The organism is Candidatus Palauibacter irciniicola (genome assembly GCF_965208695.1).
GTDB classification, from domain to species: Bacteria; Gemmatimonadota; Gemmatimonadetes; order Palauibacterales; family Palauibacteraceae; genus Palauibacter; species Palauibacter irciniicola.
Genome location: NZ_OZ242352.1, coordinates 396235 through 415920, shown reverse-complemented (window position 1 = coordinate 415920; position 19686 = coordinate 396235). Strand labels below are relative to the sequence as shown.

The 19686-nt window shown below is 69.2% G+C and carries 10 protein-coding genes; 7 read left to right on the top strand and 3 right to left on the bottom strand.

Annotated elements, in window-relative coordinates:
- Positions 1 to 30 precede the first annotated feature (30 nt).
- From ACOGI9_RS01720 to ACOGI9_RS01700, 5 genes are all read left to right on the top strand, one after another.
- Positions 31 to 3456 carry an Ig-like domain-containing protein gene (locus ACOGI9_RS01720; protein ID WP_419858183.1) on the top strand — a complete coding sequence of 1142 codons (3426 nt, stop codon included), beginning with the start codon at positions 31 to 33 and terminating at the stop codon, positions 3454 to 3456.
- Positions 3453 to 5753, top strand: a complete 2301-nt coding sequence (locus ACOGI9_RS01715; protein ID WP_419858182.1) for a tetratricopeptide repeat protein — start codon at positions 3453 to 3455, stop codon at positions 5751 to 5753. Before ACOGI9_RS01720 ends, ACOGI9_RS01715 begins: the two co-directional genes overlap by 4 nt.
- A 67-nt stretch (positions 5754 to 5820) precedes the next feature.
- On the top strand, positions 5821 to 8298 hold the full coding sequence (locus ACOGI9_RS01710) for an Ig-like domain-containing protein (RefSeq protein ID WP_419858181.1): 2478 nt from the start codon (positions 5821 to 5823) through the stop codon (positions 8296 to 8298).
- Entirely contained in the window at positions 8288 to 11164 is a 2877-nt protein-coding gene (locus ACOGI9_RS01705; protein WP_419858180.1) for an Ig-like domain-containing protein, read from the top strand. The genes ACOGI9_RS01710 and ACOGI9_RS01705 overlap by 11 nt, the downstream gene beginning before the upstream one ends.
- A 118-nt stretch (positions 11165 to 11282) precedes the next feature.
- A complete protein-coding gene (locus tag ACOGI9_RS01700) occupies positions 11283 to 12944 on the top strand; it encodes an Ig-like domain-containing protein (protein WP_419858179.1) in 1662 nt (553 codons plus the stop codon).
- Positions 12945 to 12983: 39 nt separating this feature from the next.
- Here the strand turns inward: ACOGI9_RS01700 and ACOGI9_RS01695 are convergent, their stop codons facing one another.
- The 3 genes from ACOGI9_RS01695 to ACOGI9_RS01685 form a co-directional block, all read right to left on the bottom strand.
- Positions 12984 to 13343 (bottom strand): hypothetical protein, encoded by a 360-nt coding sequence (locus tag ACOGI9_RS01695; protein ID WP_419858178.1) that lies wholly within the window; start codon positions 13341 to 13343, stop codon positions 12984 to 12986.
- A gap of 371 nt (positions 13344 to 13714) precedes the next feature.
- Positions 13715 to 14008, bottom strand: a complete 294-nt coding sequence (locus ACOGI9_RS01690) for an addiction module antidote protein (protein WP_419858177.1) — start codon at positions 14006 to 14008, stop codon at positions 13715 to 13717.
- A gap of 11 nt (positions 14009 to 14019) precedes the next feature.
- Entirely contained in the window at positions 14020 to 14295 is a 276-nt protein-coding gene (locus ACOGI9_RS01685) for a type II toxin-antitoxin system RelE/ParE family toxin (RefSeq protein ID WP_419858176.1), read from the bottom strand.
- Between the two features lie 222 nt (positions 14296 to 14517).
- Here ACOGI9_RS01685 and ACOGI9_RS01680 point away from each other — a divergent pair, with 222 nt between their 5' ends.
- On the top strand, positions 14518 to 17682 hold the full coding sequence (locus tag ACOGI9_RS01680; protein ID WP_419858175.1) for a hypothetical protein: 3165 nt from the start codon (positions 14518 to 14520) through the stop codon (positions 17680 to 17682).
- Between the two features lie 202 nt (positions 17683 to 17884).
- Complete coding sequence (locus ACOGI9_RS01675; protein ID WP_419858174.1) at positions 17885 to 19642, top strand: Ig-like domain-containing protein; 1758 nt, start codon at positions 17885 to 17887, stop codon at positions 19640 to 19642.
- The last annotated feature ends 44 nt before the right edge of the window (positions 19643 to 19686 follow it).

Genomic DNA, 19686 nt, shown 5'->3' with positions numbered 1-19686 from the left:
CGCGACGCCCGACCGCGAGAGGCACGAGTCATGCGATGGCTGACTCATGCCTCGTGCCTGACTGCGGTCCTGGCGGTGATCGCAGCGTGCGGAGGAGACGGGATGGCCCCCCCGGCCGTCCCGCCGCCTCCGCCTGCCCCGCCACCTCCGCCCCCACAAACGGCCCCCGTGCCGGTGGGGTCGATTGCCGACCGAACCGTCGACGCCGGGCAGTCGTTCACGGTCGACGTGTCTTCGAATTTCCGCGATTCGGACGGGGATGCGCTCACGTATGCCGCGGAGTCGAGCGACGAGGGCGTGGCCACGGCGCGCGCCGCGGGCAGCCAGGTGAACGTGGAGGCCGTCGGACCGGGCACCGCGTCGGTGACCGTGACGGCGTCCGATCCGGGGGGCCGGACGGCCGCACAGAGCTTTGGAGTCTCCGTGCGCGGCAGCTTCGGGGACGATTTCGGATCCGCCGCCAGCCTTGCGGACTGGACGGAGCGCAACAACACGGGCATCTCCGTCGGCGGCGGCGTCCTCAGCGTGACGAACCGAACGCAGGGTCGGCTGGGGGTCGCCGAGCGCGCCTCGACGCCGACGCTGAACTCCTGGATGGTCGCGGCGAGGATGGGGCGGACCACGCGCAAGGCGAGTCCGGGAGTGGTGTCGGTCACGGGCCACCGGCGGTTCACGGCCGCGCGCCTCGTGTTGCGGACCATCGACGACTCGGGCAGGGACCAGAACCGCTCCGCCGACGCGTCCCGCACCTCCGGGAACTTCGAGTTCGCCCTGTTCGACCGGGACACGCGCGAGTGGGTGCGGGTCGCGAACATGTCCGGCAGTTCGGTGGCGATCCGCGAAGAGCCGAACGAGTTCACGGAGATCGTGATCGGGCACGAAGGCGTCGACTTCGTCGGGTACGCCGGAGCGGGCAACTCCGAAGAGCTCTTCCGGTTCAACCTGGACGACTCCAGCGTCGACGACGTTCCCCTGCGGGACGTTCTGGAGCATGTGACCGGCGTCTGGCTCGTGAACCAGGGCGACGCCGGCCTCACCGCGCTCCACGACTGGGTGGAGGTGACGGGCACCGGGAGCGGCGCCACCGTGCCCGACGTGGCGGAGGTCGCCGCGGCGCTCGATGCGGCGACCCGCAGCGTGAGCGTTGGAGGCCCGGACGCGGACCGCGCGGCACTTGTGGCGCTCTACGAGGCGACGGACGGACCGAACTGGACGAACAACGACGGCTGGCTGACGGACGCCCCGGTGCACGACTGGCACGGCGTCGACGAGACGGACGGCCGCGGCCGGGTCCGGGCGCTGCATCTCGACGAAAACAATCTGTCGGGCGAGATTCCGCCCGAAATCGGGAACCTCAGCGCCCTGCGCAGGTTGTTCGTTTCGAGAAACCGGCTCGTGGGTTCGATCCCGGCCGAAATCGGCAACCTCAGCGCCCTTGAAAGCTTGTCCGCCGAGGGCAACGAACTGACCGGCGAGATCCCGCCCGAACTCGGCGACCTCTCCAACCTGCGGAGCCTGTGGGTTCCGAGAAACCAGCTTGTCGGTGCGATCCCGCCCGAATTCGGGAACCTGGCTGCCCTTGTGACCCTGTCCCTCGGCGATAACGAGTTGACAGGCGCGATCCCGCGCGAGTTCGGCCGCCTTGCCAACCTCGACTGGATGAACCTCGGCGGGAACCGCCTGACGGGCGAGATCCCGCCCGAACTCGGCGCTCTTTCAAACCTTCGGTATCTCGGTCTGCTGAAGAATGAACTGACGGGCGCGATCCCGGCCGAACTCGGCGATCTCACCGCCCTGCTCGATCTGGAGCTCTATTCGAACAGGTTGACGGGTGAGATCCCGCCCGAACTCGGCGGCCTCGCCAACCTGAACAGCCTCAATCTGGCCCTGAATGAGCTGAGCGGCCGGCTTCCCGCGACCTTCCTGAATCTCTCGCTCGCCCGGTTCTGGTGGAACGAGAACGCCGCTCTCTGCGCGCCCGACACGTCCGCGTTCCGGACGTGGCTGGCGGGGATCGGGGACCATCATCCCGGGCCGTTCTGCGTCGAGGGGCCGGAGGCGGTGGGGACGGTGCCCGCGCAGGTCGTGTCCGTCGGCCAGTCCGCGACCGTGGACGTGTCCCCGTACTTCCGCGACTCGGATGGGGACCCGCTCACCTATACGGCGCTGTCGGGCAACGCTGCCGTGGTCACGGCGAGCGTGTCGGGGAGCGCCCTGACCGTGACTGGTGCGGCGCGGGGCCGCGCGACCATCGCGGTGAAGGCGACCGACCCGGCCGGCCTGTCGGCGACGCAGACGGTGGCGGTCACGGTGACAACGCCGAATCGCGCACCACAGCCGGTGGGGACCATCCCGGCCATGAGGCTCTCCGTCGGCGGGAGCGGGTCGGTAGACGTGTCCTCGTACTTCCGCGATCCGGACGGGGACGCGCTCACCTATGCGACATCGTCGAGCAACGTGCGCGTCGCCACCGCGACCATGTCCGGGACCGTCTTGACCGTGACCGGCGCTGGGGTGGGGAGCGCGACCGTGACGGTGACGGCGGCGGACCCCGCCGGCCTGGCGGCGGCCCAGACCGTGGCCGTGCGGGTCGGCAACCGCGCCCCGCAGCCGGTGGGAACGATTCCAGCGATCAGCCTGACCGTCGGCGCCAGCCACACGCTGGACGCGTCGGTGTACTTCCGCGACCCGGACGGCGACGCGCTCGCGTACCGGGTGCGATCGACCATCCCGGGCGTGGCGGCGGCGAGCGTTTCCGGACGCATCGTGACGATCGCGGGCGTGTCGCTGGGCCGGGCGACCCTCACGCTCACCGCGGTGGATCCGGCCGGCCTCACGGCGACCCAGACGGTCGCGGTCGCGGTAGTACAGACGGCAAACCGCCCGCCGCAAGTAAGGTCGGGCCTGCGTATCGAAGGCCTTCCCGCTGGTCAGTCGCACATGCACGACATGGTGGAGGGACGGCACTTTATCGACCCGGACGGAGACGTGCTCAGCTTCGCGGCGGTGTCGAGAAACCCGGATATCGTCGACGGCACCATGGACGGGAACGTCCTGACCGTCACCGGCGTGGCGCCGGGGGAGGGGGTCGTCGCGGTGACGGCGACGGACCCGGCCGGACTGTCGGCGACGCTCGACGTCGAGGTGTTGGTCATCGAGTCGGACAACCGCGCGCCGGAGGCCGTGGGGACGATTCTCGATCAGACGTTGGAATACGGGGAGGAAACGTCGCTGGATATATCCTCGTACTTCCGCGACCCGGACGGCGATCCCCTCACCTTCACCGCGAGCAGTTCCGACGACGACGTGGTCGTGGCCACGATGTGGGAGCAGAACAATCGCCTCCTGGTCCTCAATGCCGGCTCGGAGGAGGACGGGACGGTGACGGTGACCGTGACGGCCACCGACCCGGGCGGCCTGACGGCGACCCAGACGGTGAGCGTGACCGTCGGGTGACCGGGCTGGCCAAGGAGCTCATGGAGCGGCGCGTGCCGCACATGCTCGCGCTCTATGCGGGCGGATCGTGGGCGCTGATCGAGTTCACAGGGTTCCTCGTCGACGAGTTTCTCCTCTCTCCGCACTGGACGCGGGTGGTCATGACCGCGCTCCTCCTCCTCGTGCCGAGCGTGGCCATGCTCGCGTGGTTCCACGGCCGGCGGGGGCGGGACGACGTGCCGCTGACCGAGAAGATCGGGATTCCCGCCAATCTCGCCGTCGCCGCGGTCGCCCTGTTCCTCCTCTTCGGCGGCCGGGATCTCGGGGCGGCAACGACGGCGGTGTCCGTGGAGACGGAAGACGGGGAAACCGTCGAGCGCGTCATCCCGAAGACGGAGTTCCGGAAGCGGGCGGCGCTCTTTCCGTTCGATGCCGGCCCCGGGCTCGGCGAGGACGAGGCCTGGCTCACGTACGCCGCCCCCACCGCGCTCGAACTGGATCTCGCCGCCGACGACTTCTTCGAGGCTGTGGCGCCAAGCGAGTTCGCGCACCGCCTGTTCGAACTCGGGCTGCCCGACTTGCGGGGTGTGCCCCTGGCCCTGAGGCGGCAGATCTCCGAGGACTTCCACGCGCCGTTCATGGTCGCGGGCGCGGTCGACCGCTCGGACGCCGGCTATCGCGTGACGTTGACGGTGCACGAGGCGCGCCGCGGGTCGCCGGTGAGCGAGACCGTGCATGAGGGACCGGACTTCCTCGCGCTCGTCGACGAGATGTCCGCGACGCTCGCCGAGGCGCTCCGGATCCCCGACCGCCCGGAAGTCCAGAACCTGCCGGTGCGCGAGCGCCTGACCGAGAACCACGCGGCGTGGGAAGCCTTCGGCCGCGCATCCGAGCAACTCTTCCTCCCCACCCTCGACCTCGACACCGCGATCGAACAGTTCGACGTGGCGACCACGCTCGACCCGACGTTCGCGCTCGCCCAGTACGAACTCGCTCTGCTGCTTCTCGCCGCCAACGAGCCCGAGGAAGCCATCGCCCCGATCTCGATGGCGGTCGACAACGCGTACCGCCTGCCCGAACGCGCCGGGTTCATGGTGAAGTCCGACTACTACTTCATCACGCAGCAGGCGGACCGGGCCTGGGCCGTGATCGAGATGTGGGTCGACCTCTACCCCGAGGACACGGCCGCGCTCGGCTACTACAGCCTCGTGCAGACCCTCAGGGGGGACTGGGAGGGGCTCCTGGAGACGCTCGGCACCCTGTACCGCCTCAGCCCCGGCGAGCATTCCCTCCTCATGGACATGGCCGATGTCCACCGGAGGCTCGGGCGGTACGAGCTCGCGTTGAGCGCGCTGGGGCGATACGTGGAGCAGTTCCCGGACGACGTCACGGGCCACGTAGAGATGGCCCGGATCGACCGGCGGCGCGGGGAGCACGAGCGGGCGCGGGAGCACCTCGGCCGGGCGATGATCATCGCGCCGACGCTGCCGGAGCTGGCCGCGGACCTCGCGTCGATCGACCTCGACACGGGCCGCTTCGAGGAGGCGCGCCGGGGGTACGAACAGGCGCTGGGCCTGGCCGACACGCCGGAACAGCGGGCCGCGGCGCTCGACGGCCTGAAGGCGTACTACCGGTTCCGGGGGCAGATCGACGAGGCCATCGGAACGACGCACGCGTGGCTCGACGAGGTCTCGCAGATCCTGGCGCCGGTCGAGATCGCCCAGGACCGGTTCGCGGACATCGACCTCTACCTCGAGGCGGGCCGTGACCGACACGCGGCCCTCCTTCTCGACTCCCTGCAGGCGCAGTTGCCGCCCGCGCTGGCCGAGTTCCAGGTGCCGCGCTGGAGGGTCCGCATCGCGCTCGGGGCCGGGGACGGCGAGGCGGCGCGCCTCGCGTACGACGCGGCCATCGACGCGATGGAGGCGAACGACTTCGGCGTGCAGCGGCCGCTGCTGATCGCCGACCGCGGGCGGATCGACGAGCTGGAAGGCGACTACGACGCGGCGGTCGCGCGCTTCCGCGCGGCGATGGCGCTGGACCCCGGCCGCAACCTGCACCTCGAGACCGGACGCGCGCTCCGCGGGGCCGGGCGTCTCGGGGAGGCGGAAACGGAACTGCGCGAGGCGCTGCGCCGCATCCCCGCGGACCCGCATGCACATCTGGAGATGGCCCTCGTACTGGAGGCGAACGGCGACATCGAGGGCGCCCGCGAGCATGTCCGGAGCGCGCTGGCGGCGTGGGAACCCGCGGATGAGGGGTTCGAACCCGCCCGCGAGGCCCGCGCAAAGCTGGCCGAGTTGAGCGGTGCGAGTTGACGAGATGAGGGGGAGGCAAACCGTGCAAGTTCGCACGTTGCACAGAACCGGGACGGGCAGACTGGCCTTGTTTCTCGTTGGAACCGGCCTGGCGGCGGCCTGCGGCGGGGAACCGCTGCCTCCGGAACCGCCGCCTCCCCCGCCCAACCAGGCGCCGCAGACCGTGGGCGCGATACCTCCCCAGAGCGTGAACACGGGTGAGACGGCGACGGTCGACGTGGCCGCGTACTTCCGCGATCCCGACGGAGGGGCGCTGACGTACACGGCGGCGACGTCGAACCCGGGCGTGGTCTCGGTGGCGGTGTCCGGGAGCAGCCTGACGCTGGTCGGGGTGGCGGACGGCACGGCGACGGTGACGGTGACGGCGGCCGACCCCGGGGGCCTGACGGCGGCCCAGAGCGTGGCGGTGACGGTGCAGACGCCCAACCGCGCCCCGGAGACCGTGGGTTCGATCCCGGCCCAGAGCGTGAACACGGGCCAGACGACGACGCTGGACGTGGCGTCCTACTTCCGCGATCCCGACGGCGACGCGCTGGGGTTCTCGGCGACGACGTCGGCGGCGGGGGTGGTGTCGGTCCAGATGTCGGGAAGCAGCCTGGCGCTGGTCGGAGTGGCGGACGGCACGGCGACGGTGACCGTGACCGCGAGCGATCCCGGGGGCCTGACGGCGGCGCAGGGCGTGGCAGTGACCGTGCAGACGCCCAACCGCGCCCCGGAGGCCGTGGGCTCGATTCCGGCGCAGAGCGTGAACGCGAGGGAGACGGCGACGCTGGACGTGGCGCCGTACTTCCGCGATCCGGACGGCGACGCGCTGACGTACACGGCGGCGACGTCGAACGGGGCCGTGGTGTCCGCCGCAACATCCGGGAGCAGCCTGTCGCTGGCGGGCGTGGCGGAGGGCACGGCGACGGTGACCGTGACGGCGCGCGATCCGGGGGGCCTGACGGCGGCGCAGAGCGTGGCGGTGAGCGTGAGCGGCGCGAGGGTCCCGGACCTGGTGTTCATCCGCGTGGACCCGCAGGCGATTACGGTGGCGCCGGGCGGCGAAGACGTCGTGGAGTTCACGATCCGGAACACCGGCGCCGCCGCCTCGCCCGCGACCAACTCGAGGGCACACGAGTCGAACGACGCCACGATCACGACGTCCGATCGGGTGGCAAGCGACGACATCGAGGTCGAAGCGCTTGCGCCCGGGGCCACCGCGACGGTCCGGCTGAGGATCTCCGTTGCGGCAGGAGCCGCGGCCGGAAGCACCTACTTCGGGATGTGCGTCGATCCGGTGACGAGCGAGACGAACACCACCAACAACTGCTCGAGCGCGGTCCGGCTGACGATCTCCGCGTCCGGCAACGCGCCGCGGCCGGTGGGATCGATACCCGCCCAGAGCCTCGCCCCGGGACAGACGGCTTCCGTAGGCCTGTCGTCGTACTTCACGGACCCGAACGGCGACCCGCTGTCGTACACGGCGTCGTCGTCGAATCGGGCCGTGGCCGTGGCGAGCGTGTCGGGAGGCGTATTGACGATCCGCGCCCTGGCGCAGGGCACGGCCACAATCACCGTGACGGCGCGTGATCCGGGAGGGCTGACCGCAGCGCAGAACGTGCCAGTCACCGTGGCCGCCAGCCTGACACGGCTGACCGACAACCCAACGGCCGATGGTGGCCCCGCATGGTCGCCGGACGGGACCAGGATTGCATTTAACTCGATCCGCGACGGCAACTGGGAAATCTACGTGATGAACGCCGACGGCAGCGGCCAGGCGCGGCTGACGAACAACTCCACCAATGACTTTGACCCCGCGTGGTCGCCGGACGGGACCCGTATCGCCTTCTACTCCTACCGCGACGGCAACTGGGACATCTACGTGATGAACGCCGATGGTACCGGCCAGGTGCGGCTGACGAACAACGGCGCGGGTGACGTTAGCCCCGCGTGGTCGCCGGACGGGACCCGGATCGCCTTCAATTCCGACCGCGACGGCAACGATGAAGTCTACGTGATGAACGCCGACGGCAGCGGCCCCGTGCGGCTGACGAACTACTCCGCCATTGATGCTGCCCCTGCGTGGTCGCCGGACGGGACCCGGCTCGCCTACGAGTCCTACCGCGGCGTCTACTATGCGATTCACGTGATGAACGCCGACGGCAGCGGCCAGGCGCCGCTGACGGACAGCTCGGGATCTGACGTCAGCCCCGCGTGGTCGCCGGACGGGACCCGGATCGCTTTCCGCTCCGACCGCGACGGCAACCGGGAACTCTATGTGATGAACGCCGACGGCAGCGGCCAGACGCGGCTGACGAACTACTCCGACCATGACGAAGAGCCCGCGTGGTCGCCGGACGGGACCCGGATCGCTTTCACTTCCTACCGCGACGGCAACCTGGACATCTACGTGATGTGGGTTCCGGCAGGCGATTCGCAGGCCGACGCGCAGTCGGGCGATGGCAGGACCGCGACGCCCGCATGGTCGGTCGCACCGTTCAGGATCGTCGTCGAGTCCGTCGAGGTAAGTGGAAGGCGAGGAGGCGAGCGCGATGACGGTTGACGCCGGGTCCGCGAACCGAGCGGTGCGGTTCACAACGTTGCACCGGCTCCGAGCGGGCCGGCTGGCATTGTATTGGGCCGGACTCGGCCTTGCGGCGGCGGCCTGCGGCGGAGAAAACCCGCTGCCTCCTCCTCCGCCTCCGCCGCCGAACCAGGCGCCGCAGACCGTGGGCGCGATCCCTCCGCAGAGCGTGAACACGGGTGAGACCGCGACGCTGGACGTGGCGGCGTATTTCCGCGATCCGGACGGAGGGGCGCTCACGTACACGGCCGCGACATCGAACCCGGCCGTGGTCTCGGTGGCGGTGTCCGGGAGCAGCCTGACGCTCGTCGGGGTGGGGGACGGCCAGGCGACGGTGACGGTGACGGCCGCCGACCCCGGTGGTCTGACAGCGGCGCAGAGCGTGGCGGTGACGGTGCAGACGCCCAACCGGGCGCCCCAGACGGTGGGTTCGATACCGGCCCAGAGCGTGAACACGGGCCAGACGACGACGCTGGACGTGGCCTCCTACTTCCGCGATCCGGACGGCGACGCACTGGGTTACGCGGCGGCGACGTCGGCCGCGGGGGTGGTGTCGGTCTCGATGTCCGGGAGCGTTCTGACGATGGTCGGGGTCGCGGACGGCACGGCGACGGTGATGGTAACCGCGACCGATCCGGGCGGCCTGACGGCGGCGCAGGGCGTGGCGGTGACGGTGCAGACGCCCAACCGGGCGCCGGAGACGGTCGGCACGATACCGGCCCGGAGCCTCGAACCGGGGCGGACGGGGACGCTGGACGCGGCGTCGTACTTCCGTGATCCGGACGGGGACGCGTTGACCTACACGGCGGCGACGTCGAACGCGGCGGTGGTGTCCGCCGCGATGTCCGGGAGCAGTCTGACGCTGACCGGAGTGGCGCCGGGCACGGCGACAGTGACCGTGACGGCGCGAGATCCGGGCGGTCTGACGGCGGCGCAGAACGTGCCGGTGAGCGTGAGCCGAGCGACGGCTCCGGACCTGGTGTGGGTCGGTGTGGACCGGAACGCGATCACGGTAGCGCCGGGCAGCGAGGGCGTCGTGGAGTTCACGGTCGGGAACGCGGGCGACGCCGCCTCGAGTGCGACGAACTCGAGGGCGCACGAGTCGAGCGACCCCACGATCACGACGTCCGATCGGGTGGCGAGCGAAGCCATCGCGGTCGAAGCGCTTGCGCCCGGGGCCACCGCGACGGTCCGACTGAGGATCTCCGTGCCGGCGGGCGCGCCGACCGGGAGCACCTACTTCGGGATGTGCGTCGATCCCGTGACCGGCGAGACGAACACCGCCAACAACTGTTCGAGCGCCGTCAGGTTGACGATCTCGGCGTCCAACCGCGCGCCGCGGCCGCAGGGCACGGTACCCGCCCGGAGCCTCGCCCCGGGACAGACGGCGAGCGTGGATCTGTCAGCCTACTTCACGGATCCGGATGGGGACGCGCTGTCGTACACGGCTGCGTCGTCGGCTCCGGCCGTGGCCGCGGCGACGGTGTCGGGAAGGGTGTTGACGATCCGCGCCGTCGCGTCGGGAACCGCCACAATCACGGCGACGGCGCGCGACCCGGGAGGGCTGACCGCGACGCAACGCGTGGCGGTGACAGTGACAACGTCCAACCGCGCACCGCAGCCGGTGAACGCGATTCCCGCCCAGAGCCTCGCCCCGGGACAGACGGCGAGCGTGAACCTGGCGTCCTACTTCACGGATCCGGACGGCGACGCGTTGGTGTACGCCGCAACCAGTTCCAATGCGGCCGTGGCTGGGGGGACGGTGTCGGGGAGCGTATTGACGATCCGTGCAGTGGCGCAGGGTACGGCCACGATCACGGCGACGGCGCGCGACCCGGGACGGCTGACCGCGACGCAGAGCGTGCCGGTAAGCGTGGTCGCGAATCTGACGAACGACTCCGCAGATGACTCCAACCCCGCGTGGTCCCCCGACGGAGCCAGGATCGCTTTTGACTCCGACCGCGATGGGGACGGGGAAATCTACGTGATGAACGCGGACGGGACGGGCGTGGTGAATCTGACGAACAACTCGGCCTTCGATGGTCTTCCTACATGGTCGTCCGACGGGACCAAGGTCGCTTTCGTTTCCGGCCGCGACCCCGGCAACCCCGAAATCTACGCGATGAACGCAGACGGGACCGGTGCGGTCAACCTGACCAACGACGGCTGGTGGGATAGTGAGCCTGCGTGGTCGCCGGACGGGAGCAAAATCGCTTTCAGATCCTCCCGCGACGGCAACAGCGAGATCTATGTGATGAACGCTGACGGCAGCGGCGTGACGCGGCTGACGAACAACTCCGCCACTGATGGTCAACCCGCCTGGTCGCCGGACGGGGCCAGGATTTCGTTCTGGTCCACGCGCGACGGTGGCAACGAGGTCTTCGTAATGAACGCGGACGGCACCGGCGTGACCAACTTGACGAACAACTCCGACGGTGGTGGATCCGCCTGGTCACCGGACGGGACCAGAATCGCCTTCAGCTCGAACCGCGACGGCAACGGAGAAATCTACGTGATGAACGCGGACGGGACCGGTGCAAGAAACCTGACCAACAACTCCGCCGCCGACTATGAACCCACATGGTCGCCGGACGGGACAAGGATAGCCTTCAGATCCTCCCGCGACGGCAACAACGAGATCTACGTGCTGACGGTGCCGGCCAGCACTTCTCAGCAGTCGGCCGACGGGCAGCCGAGGGACCGCGGAAGCGCGGGAACGGAAAGCGAGAGGGGAGCGGCCTCGAACCCTCTCCCGGAACCATCGAAGGAGCCCCCCGTACGCGCGGTCGTACGGTTCAGGATCGTCGTCGAGTCCGTCGAGGTGAGGAGTCCCGTCGAACGGTAGGATGCGGGGCTGCCGGCTAACTCAACGGAGACGGACCTGCGGCCTCGTTGCGGTCGTCGTCGCGTGGGCTGCCGCCTGCGGCGACGATGGAGCCACGGGACCGGACTCGCCGAACCGGGTGCCTCAGGCGGTAGGGACGATCCCGGAGCGGACGGTTTCCATCGGTGAAACCGTTTCGGTGGACGTGTCCCCCTACTTCGGAGACCCGGACGGCGATGCCCTTTCCTACGAGGCGGCGTCGTCCAACGCCGCGGTCGTCGGGGTCTCCGTGTCAGGCGGGTCGGTCGCCGTCATCGCGCTCGCCAAGGGCCTCGTCACCATCACGGTGGCGGCGCGCGACCCGGCCGGCCTGATCGCGCAGCAGCGCTTCCAGGTGACGGTGCCGAACCGGGCGCCCGAGGCGGTGGACGCGGTTCCCGCCCAGACCGTGTTCGTAGGCCAGACGGCATCCGTCAACGTGTCGGCCCATTTCCGCGACCCCGATGGCGACCCGCTCTCCTATGCGGCGGTGTCCTCGAACGCCGGAGTCGCCGGCGCCTCCACGTCGGGCAATTCCGTCGCGGTCACCGGGCTCGCGAGCGGCACGGTCACGATCGTCGTAACGGCGACGGACCCAGAGGGGCTGGCCGCGCAGCAGCGCTTCGAGGTGACGGTACCCAACCGGGAGCCCGAGCCCGTGGGCGAGATCCCCGCCCAGACCATGTCCGCCGGCGAGACGGCGACGGTGGACGTGTCGGCCTACTTCCGCGACGCCGACGGCGACCCGCTCACCTACTCGGCGGTGTCCTCGAACGCCGGGGTCGCCAGCGCCTCGGCGGCCGGCACTTCCGTCACGATCTCCGCGCTCGCGGCGGGCGCGGCCATAATGACCGTGACGGCGACGGATCCCGGAGGGCTGACCGCCACATCCTCGTTCGGCGTGACGGTCCGGACCTCCTCGCCGGGCGGCTTCCAGATCGAAGTCGTGTTCGCGACTCCGGTGACCGCCAGCCAGGAGGCGGCGGTCCGGGCCGCGGCGGAGCGCTGGATGGCGATCCTCGCGCCGACGGACCTCCCGGACGTACCGCTCGACCGGACCGTGGGTTGTGGCGGCGACCCGAGGTTCCAGCGATTCGTGGGGACGGTCGACGACGTGATCGCCGTGGTGGCCGTGGCGGAAATCGACGGTCCCGGCCGGGTTCTCGGACGCGCGGGGCCCTGCTGGCTCCGGGCGAGTTCGTTCCCCTTCTACGGACGCATCGAACTCGACGCCGCCGACCTCGAGCGGCTCGAGCAGACCGGCGACCTGGAGGAACTTGTCCTCCACGAGATGGGACACGTGCTGGGAATCGGAGCGATCTGGGATCGTCGCGGACTCCTCCGCAACCCCGCGATGGACACCCGGACACCCGATACGCATTTCGCCGGCCGGCGGGCCATCGCGGCGTTCGACGACGCCGGCGGCACCGGCTACGCGGGCGCCAAGGTGCCGGTGGAGAACACGGGCAGCGCGGGCAGCCGCAACAGCCACTGGCGGGAATCGGTCATGGCGTTGGAACTCATGACGTCGTCCCTGTTCATCGGCGTGCGTGAACCGTTGAGCGCGATCACCATCCAATCCCTCGCGGACCTCGGCTATGACGTCGATCCGACGCTGGCCGAGCCCTACCGGCTGCCCGGCGCGGACCTCGCGCGGGCGCTCGAAGCGGCGCCGCGGATTCCCTACGGAGACGACATCTGGAGAGGGCCGCTGGTCTTCGTCGACCCGGAGGGAAGAATCGTGCGGGTGATCCCGCGCTGATCGCGCCGCGCGAACCGCCTCAGCGAGCGATTTAGGGCGTCAGGCGGGGTCGGTGCCGGTATCCGGGAGGGGCATTCCGAACACGCTCCCTTCGAGTCTCGCCACGCGGTCGCTCATGGCCAAGCGCGTTTCGACAGTTTCGGAGCGGACGGCTTCGATTCGGTCGCGCAGGCCAACGATCTCGGCCTTCAGTTCGTCGCGCAGGCCGACGATCTCGCCCTTCAGCTCGTCGCGAAGTTCCTTCTGCACGCTCTCAATCTGGTCGGAGAGCTTGTCCGTTCTCTTTGTGAGATCGTTCTTGAGGTTCGAGATGCCGCGGAGGGCGAGGCCGCCCATCGTCGCCCCCACGCTGAGGATCGCCACCAGCAAGCTCAGGATTCCGATCACGTCCAGTCCCATCGTTTCCGCGCCCTCCGCAGGAAGTTCGAAGGCGATGCGCGCCGTGCGGCGGCGTTCGCCCGTCCGTCCCGAACCTCGCGGCGACCATCAACTTCGTATCAAGGGCGCAGGGACTCAAGTCCAGGTGGACGGCAAGTCGGCCGTTTTCGTTACCCTATTCATTACCTCATTCGAAGATGAGGTAAGCTCAAGCGGGGAAACATCTTACCCCCAATTTTGGGGAGATTTCCCCCTATATTGGGGGGACGCCTTTCCTCTGTCAATGGCGGCCGAAAATGTGATGCGGCGAGGCCGAAATGGTGGAGCCTGGGACGGGGAATTCTCAGGTCAGACTCACACCGTCGAGGGGGGCGACGCGGTCGCCGAGCGTGTCAGACCGCTCCGGGCGCGATGGTGAGGCGGATACCCAACGCGTCGAGAACCTTCATCACCGTACCGAGCCGCGGATCACGCTCACCGGATAGCGATTTGTACAGGCTCGGCCGGCCCAGTCGCGCCCCCCGGGCGACCGTGGTCATGCCCATGGCGCGGGCGACATCGCCGACCGCCTTCGCGAAAAACTCCGGATCGTTCTCCGCCAGCGCGGCCTTCAGATACTCGATGCGCGCTTCGTCATCATCGAGAAACTCGGCGCTGTCCCAGGGGGTGTAGGTGTCTCCGCTCACGCCGCGCCTCCTCAGAGTTCGCCCGCCATTCGCCGGGCCCGTTCGATGTCGTTTTGCTGTCTCGACTTGTCGCCGCCGCACAACAGGATGACCACGGCGTTGTCCCGAATCGTGTAGTAGATCCGGTAGCCCGCGCCCACATCGATCCGAAGTTCGCCGACCCCGCCCCCAACCGATCGGTGGTCGCCGAAGTTGCCCTCCACGACGCGCTCGATGCGAACGACGATCCGCGCACGGGCCCGCTTGTCGCGCAGGTTCTTCAGCCATCGGCGAAACGTATCGCTCATGACGACAGTGTATTCCACGGGAGAGATTGTATCCCATTGGATACATTTGTCAAGCTGGGGCAGGCGCGCGCCGACCGATTTTGGCCCCCTGCTCGGCCGCTCCTCGAGCGCGAGGGACGCGCCGATGCAAAAAAACCGGCCAAAATCCCGTAACACGCTACAATACAACGATTTAGCAAGTCAGCGGTTGACACTATCACAGCAGCCGATCCGGCGGGTCTTTTGGCCAACCAGGGCTTCAACGTCACGGTGGGCGGGGAGGATCCGGCCACGGTCGTGATCTCGAGGCTGCTGGACGCGAACCGGGAGGCGATCGGCGACCCGACGAACATCTCCGGCACGATCTACGTGCTCCTCGACGTGCAGCCCAACGAGGAGACCGTGACGGACATCGCCCTGACGCTGAACGGCGAGGCCGTCACGCCTCTGTGCCGCGGCAGTTCGGGCGACGCGGCGGCCGACATTCCGGGTCTCGCCCAGTCCGGCTCGCAGGTCGAGGTCGAGTGCCAGCTCAGGACCAACGCCGTTCTGGGCGAGTGCACGGGCATGCAGCTCGATCCGAAGTACGCGAACGGCGAATACGAGTTGAGCGCCTACGTCGAGACGACGAGGGGCGATACGCGTGAGGCGTTCGCCGGCCAGGCGATCACGCTCAACAACCACGGGTTCGTGAAGATCGCGCACTCGCCGGGCGCCGAGTCCGAGGTCGGGGCGCACACCAACGGCCTCACCTTCTACGGCGGACCGTCGGTCGAGGGCAACGTCAACATGTTCCACGCCTGCCCGGTCGCGTACGACGGCACCATCGTCGGCAAGATGACGCTGTCCACCATGCTGACGGACACGAGCCAGGAGGCTGTAGAGGGCCCGACCGTGAGCTTCAGAGAAGTCCGGAACGGTCCGCAGTTCCCGGCCAAGGAGTCGCCCTTCACGTGGTCCGCCAGCACGATCTGGTGGAGCGGCAACACGAGCGTGGAGAACGATCCGGGCGAGACCGAGACGTGGATCATCAACTCGGGCCAGATCCTCAACCCGGACGGCGGCGACATCACCTCGACGTTCCGCATGGGCGATGAGACGGCCAAGCTCGGCCCGCTGCACTTCGACTTCAAGGCGCCGGTGCGCACCAACGAGTCCGAGGTCGTGATCGCGAACGCGAACGCCGCTGCCTCGACTTGGGTGTCGACGGAACCGATGCACTACCGCGACGGTTCGGGTGGCAGCACCCGGAGTTTCCGGATCACGCAGATGTCCGACATGGGCGTCGGGCACGTGTACGGCACGACCTCGATGATCGCCGTGGGCGACTGCGGCGTGGGCGCCAACGCCGACACGCGCGGCAGCACCGAGTTCGTTCCCCTGGACGACGATGCCGCCAACGTGAGGTTCATCAACCAGCTGCCCGAGGAAGACCCGGTGGCCGAAGGCGTAGCCGACGGCGGCGGGTACGACTGCTTCGTGGCCGAGGTCCAGTCTCTCGCCGACCGGCTGGGCAACGCCGTCGGTCTCGGCAACGTGCCGAGGATCCGCACGAAGTCGACGTTCGGCGTGGACCGCACGGCGCCCGAGATCAGCCGCGAGCGGCCCTCCGAGCCGATCGTGCTGTCGAGCGACATGCTGTTCTTCGAGGTCGAAGAGCCGCGGCTCGGGACCGGCGAAAACGGCAGCGGGCTGGCGAGCGCGGTCAGGGCATGGGCCGGCAGCTCGAGTCGCACCTCCGGTCGGGTCTACTGGCGCGGGACGGCGTCGGCCGCCACCGGGTCGGTCGACATCGACATCACGCCGGAGGACGGCAGCACCTTCGCCGCCGAACGGAGCCACACCGTGTACGCCGACGTAGCAGACAACGCCGGCAACTACACGGGCACGTCGTTCACGTTCATCCGCGACCGGACGGAACCGGCGCTCTCGCTGTCCGCGGTGCCGAGCAGCTTCACCAGTACGGTCACTGCGGCGTCCGTGAATGTGACCGTGGCGGGGACGCTTAGCGACGCGACCGAGATCCGGCGCGCGTTCCTCAGCATCCATAAGGGCGCGACGTGCGCGAGGGACGATGACGCTCTGCCCGCAACGCAGGCGAGCGGTCCGGTGCGGAGGCTCGACAACGGCACGAACACGATCGAGTTCTCCGAGGTGTTCACGGTCAAGCAGGGCGACGACCAGGGCGCAACGGACTACTGCTTCTTCCTGCACGCCGAGGACGACGCCCGCGACGCCGATGACCGCGTGGCCGAGAACGCGTACAGCGATGACATCGCGACGTTCAGCGTGGCGTGGACCGGAACGCCGGCTGAGCCGCCGGCTGACGCTCCGACGGTTGAGTTCATGAATGTGGACGGGTCCGAGATCGACGGGCCGCTCGGCGTGACCGAGGGCGCCACGGACGTGGCCGGGGGTGCGGCGCAGTACGCCGTCAAGCTGGCGAATACGGACGCCGACACGGCGATCGTGAGGCTCACCACGTCAGCTGGAGTCACCGTGGCTCCCACGACGCTGAACTTCCCCAACACCGACACCACGTCGGACACGTTGATTGTGACGGTCACGACGGTGCACGATACCGACATCATGCCGAACGACGGCACGGTGACCCACTCGTCGTCGTCATTCGACAACTTCGCAGATGCGTCGGTGGACGTGACGTCGAACGACGATGACTTCGAGATCACGACGGCCGACGTGCAATCGATCGACGAGGACGCTGCCGCCACGACAGTGACGGTGACAGTGACGGCCGGCACGCCGCCCGCTGACGCCGACCTGGACGTGGTGGTGACGATCGGTCCGGATGCTGCGAGCGGTGCCGAGGCCACTGATTTCGAGGGCGGCAGTCCCACCCCCGCCACCGTGACGGTGACGATCGAGGAGGGTGAGACGTCCGGGGAAGCCGAGGTCATGATCGATGCCGCAGACGACGGCGCGCGGAACGAGGCGAACGAGAAGATCGCGCTCACCGGACCGCAGACCGACGTGAACGCGGCCGGGTACTACGTGCCCGCCAGCATTGCGATCAACGACGACGACCCGGATATCACGTTGACGCTGAGTCAGACGGAGGTGAGCGGGGCCACAAACAGCACCGTGAGCCTGACGATCACCGCGACGGCGGACGCGCCGGTGAACAACATCGTCGACATCTCACTCGCCGTTACCGGAACGGCTACGTCCGGTACGGACTACAGCATTACGTCCGGGACTCCGCCGGTGGCGATGCGGATCAACGCGAGAGGGACGACCGCGACGGCGACCGTGACGCTGGATATCACCGGCGACGCGGACACGGGCGATGAAACGATCATATTCGACGACTCCGACGGAATTACGGTCGGAGGCAAGACCTACACGGTCAACCAACTGACCTTCACGATCACGGGCACGGGCTCATAAGCCCCTAGCGGTCTCTGACGAGAGGCCTCATGGAAGCGGGCCCCCGCGCAGTCTGCGGGGGCCCGCTTCTTTCTTTTTCGGTGAGATCATGCCGGTAACCAGCCATCGCCTCACTCCGCGTCAGTTGCTCGGGCGCTTCCTGTCCGCGTCGTTCCTTTGCGCTCTCATCGCGGGCCTCGCTTCATGCGGCGGGGAGCCGACGATGCCCCCTCCGCCGCCTCCCCCTCCGCCGCAGCCCCCGGTCCGGGTCGGCTCGATTCCGGCCCAGATCGTCAACGTGGGCGAGTCGGCCACGATCGACGTGGCTCCCTTCTTCCTCGACCCGGACGGAGGACCGCTGACGTACGCGGCCGCGACGTCGGCCCCGAGCGTGGTCTCCGTGGCGATATCCGGCAGCAGCCTGACCCTCTCCGGCGTGGCGGCGGGCACGGCGACGGTGGCCGTGACGGCGACCGACCCGGGCGGTCTCAGCGCGGCGCAGAGCATCGCCGTGACCGTGCAGACCCCCAACCGCCCCCCGGCGCCGTCCGGCTCGATTGCCCCCCAGACCGTCACCGCGGGGCAGACCGTGTCGCTCGACGTGGCCGGGCACTTCAGCGATCCGGACGGGGACGCGCTGGAGTACGCCGCCGCCACCTCGTCCCCCGGCGTGGTCGCGGTGTCGATGTCCGGCAGCACCCTGACCCTGGTGGGCGTATCGGCGGGTACGGCGACGGTGAACGTGACGGCGACGGATCCGGGCGGCCTGAGCGCGTCGCAGGGCGTCGGCGTGACCGTGCTGAGGCCCAACCGCGCCCCGACGACGTCCGGCTCGATTCCCGCCCAGAGCCTCGAGACGGGACAGGCGGAGGAGATCGACGTGAGCCGGTACTTCAGCGACCCGGATGGCGATGACCTCAGCTATGAGGCGGCGTCGAGGAACGCCGCCATCGTGACCGCCGCCGTAGCCGGCGACACGCTGACGCTCACGGGAGTGGCCCACGGGGCGGCGACGGTGACGGTGACGGCGAGCGACCCGGACGGCCTGAGCGTGACGCAGAGCGTCCGCGTGACGGTGCAGACCGCCAACCGCGCACCGGTGCCGGTCGGATCGATCCCCGCCGCCCACATCGACGCCGGGCGGACCTCGAGGGTCGACGTGGCCCCGTACTTCAGCGACCCGGAAGGGGACCGGCTCACCTATGCCGCGGAGGCGTCGAACCCCGGCGTGGTGTCGACCTCGATGTTCCGCGGCATGTTGACCATGATCGGCGTGGCCGGCGGCGCGACGACGGTGACCGTGACGGCGACCGACCCGCGCGGCCTGACCGGCACGCAGACCATCGAGGTCGCTGTCACCGGCCGGCAGCGCGGCTTTCACGACAACTTCGAATCCTCCGACAGCCTCGAGGACTGGAACGTCCAGAACGCCGACGCGACGCTCGCCGACAGCGCGCTCCATCTGACGAACCGCGAGGCAGGCGTGCCGGGGACCGCGGAGCGCCTGTCACCGCCCAGCCTTCGGGGGTGGCAGTTCGCGGCGGAGATCAGTCGCGTCACGACCGAGGCGATCCCCGGAGTGATCTGGGCCACCGGTCACGACCGGTTCACCGCCGTCCGGCTCCTGCTCCCGACGTCCGGGACGATGAACTACGAATTCGCCTTGTTCGACGACGGGGAGAACCGCTGGATCACGCCGGAGCACCTGTCCGGGCATTCGCGGAGCATCGGGGCGGGTCCGAATTCGTACGACCAGATCCGGCTACGCCACCATGCGGACCGCGACTTCGTGTTCGAGGTGGGCGAGCCGGATGCGGGCACCGTGATCTTCCGGGTCGGTCTGGATACGTCGCTGGCCGACGTTCGCCTGGGCGACGTTCTCGACCGCCTCGTGGACATCTGGCTGGTGAACCAGGGCGCCGTCGATACGATCGCGCTGTTCAACTGGGTCGAGGCCTCCGGCGAGGAGGTCGCCCGCTGACCGGGTGGAGCGGCCGCCGCCGGTCTTCGTCGACCCGGACGGGA

Excerpts from the sequence above, each read along its gene's own strand:
- ACOGI9_RS01720 (WP_419858183.1), top strand. The coding sequence starts at position 31 with ATGCGATGGCTGACTCATGCCTCGTGCCTGACTGCGGTCCTGGCGGTG.
- ACOGI9_RS01705 (WP_419858180.1), top strand. The coding sequence starts at position 8,288 with ATGACGGTTGACGCCGGGTCCGCGAACCGAGCGGTGCGGTTCACAACG.
- ACOGI9_RS01695 (WP_419858178.1), bottom strand. The coding sequence starts at position 13,343 with ATGGGACTGGACGTGATCGGAATCCTGAGCTTGCTGGTGGCGATCCTC.
- ACOGI9_RS01685 (WP_419858176.1), bottom strand. The coding sequence starts at position 14,295 with ATGAGCGATACGTTTCGCCGATGGCTGAAGAACCTGCGCGACAAGCGG.
- ACOGI9_RS01675 (WP_419858174.1), top strand. The coding sequence starts at position 17,885 with ATGCCCCCTCCGCCGCCTCCCCCTCCGCCGCAGCCCCCGGTCCGGGTC.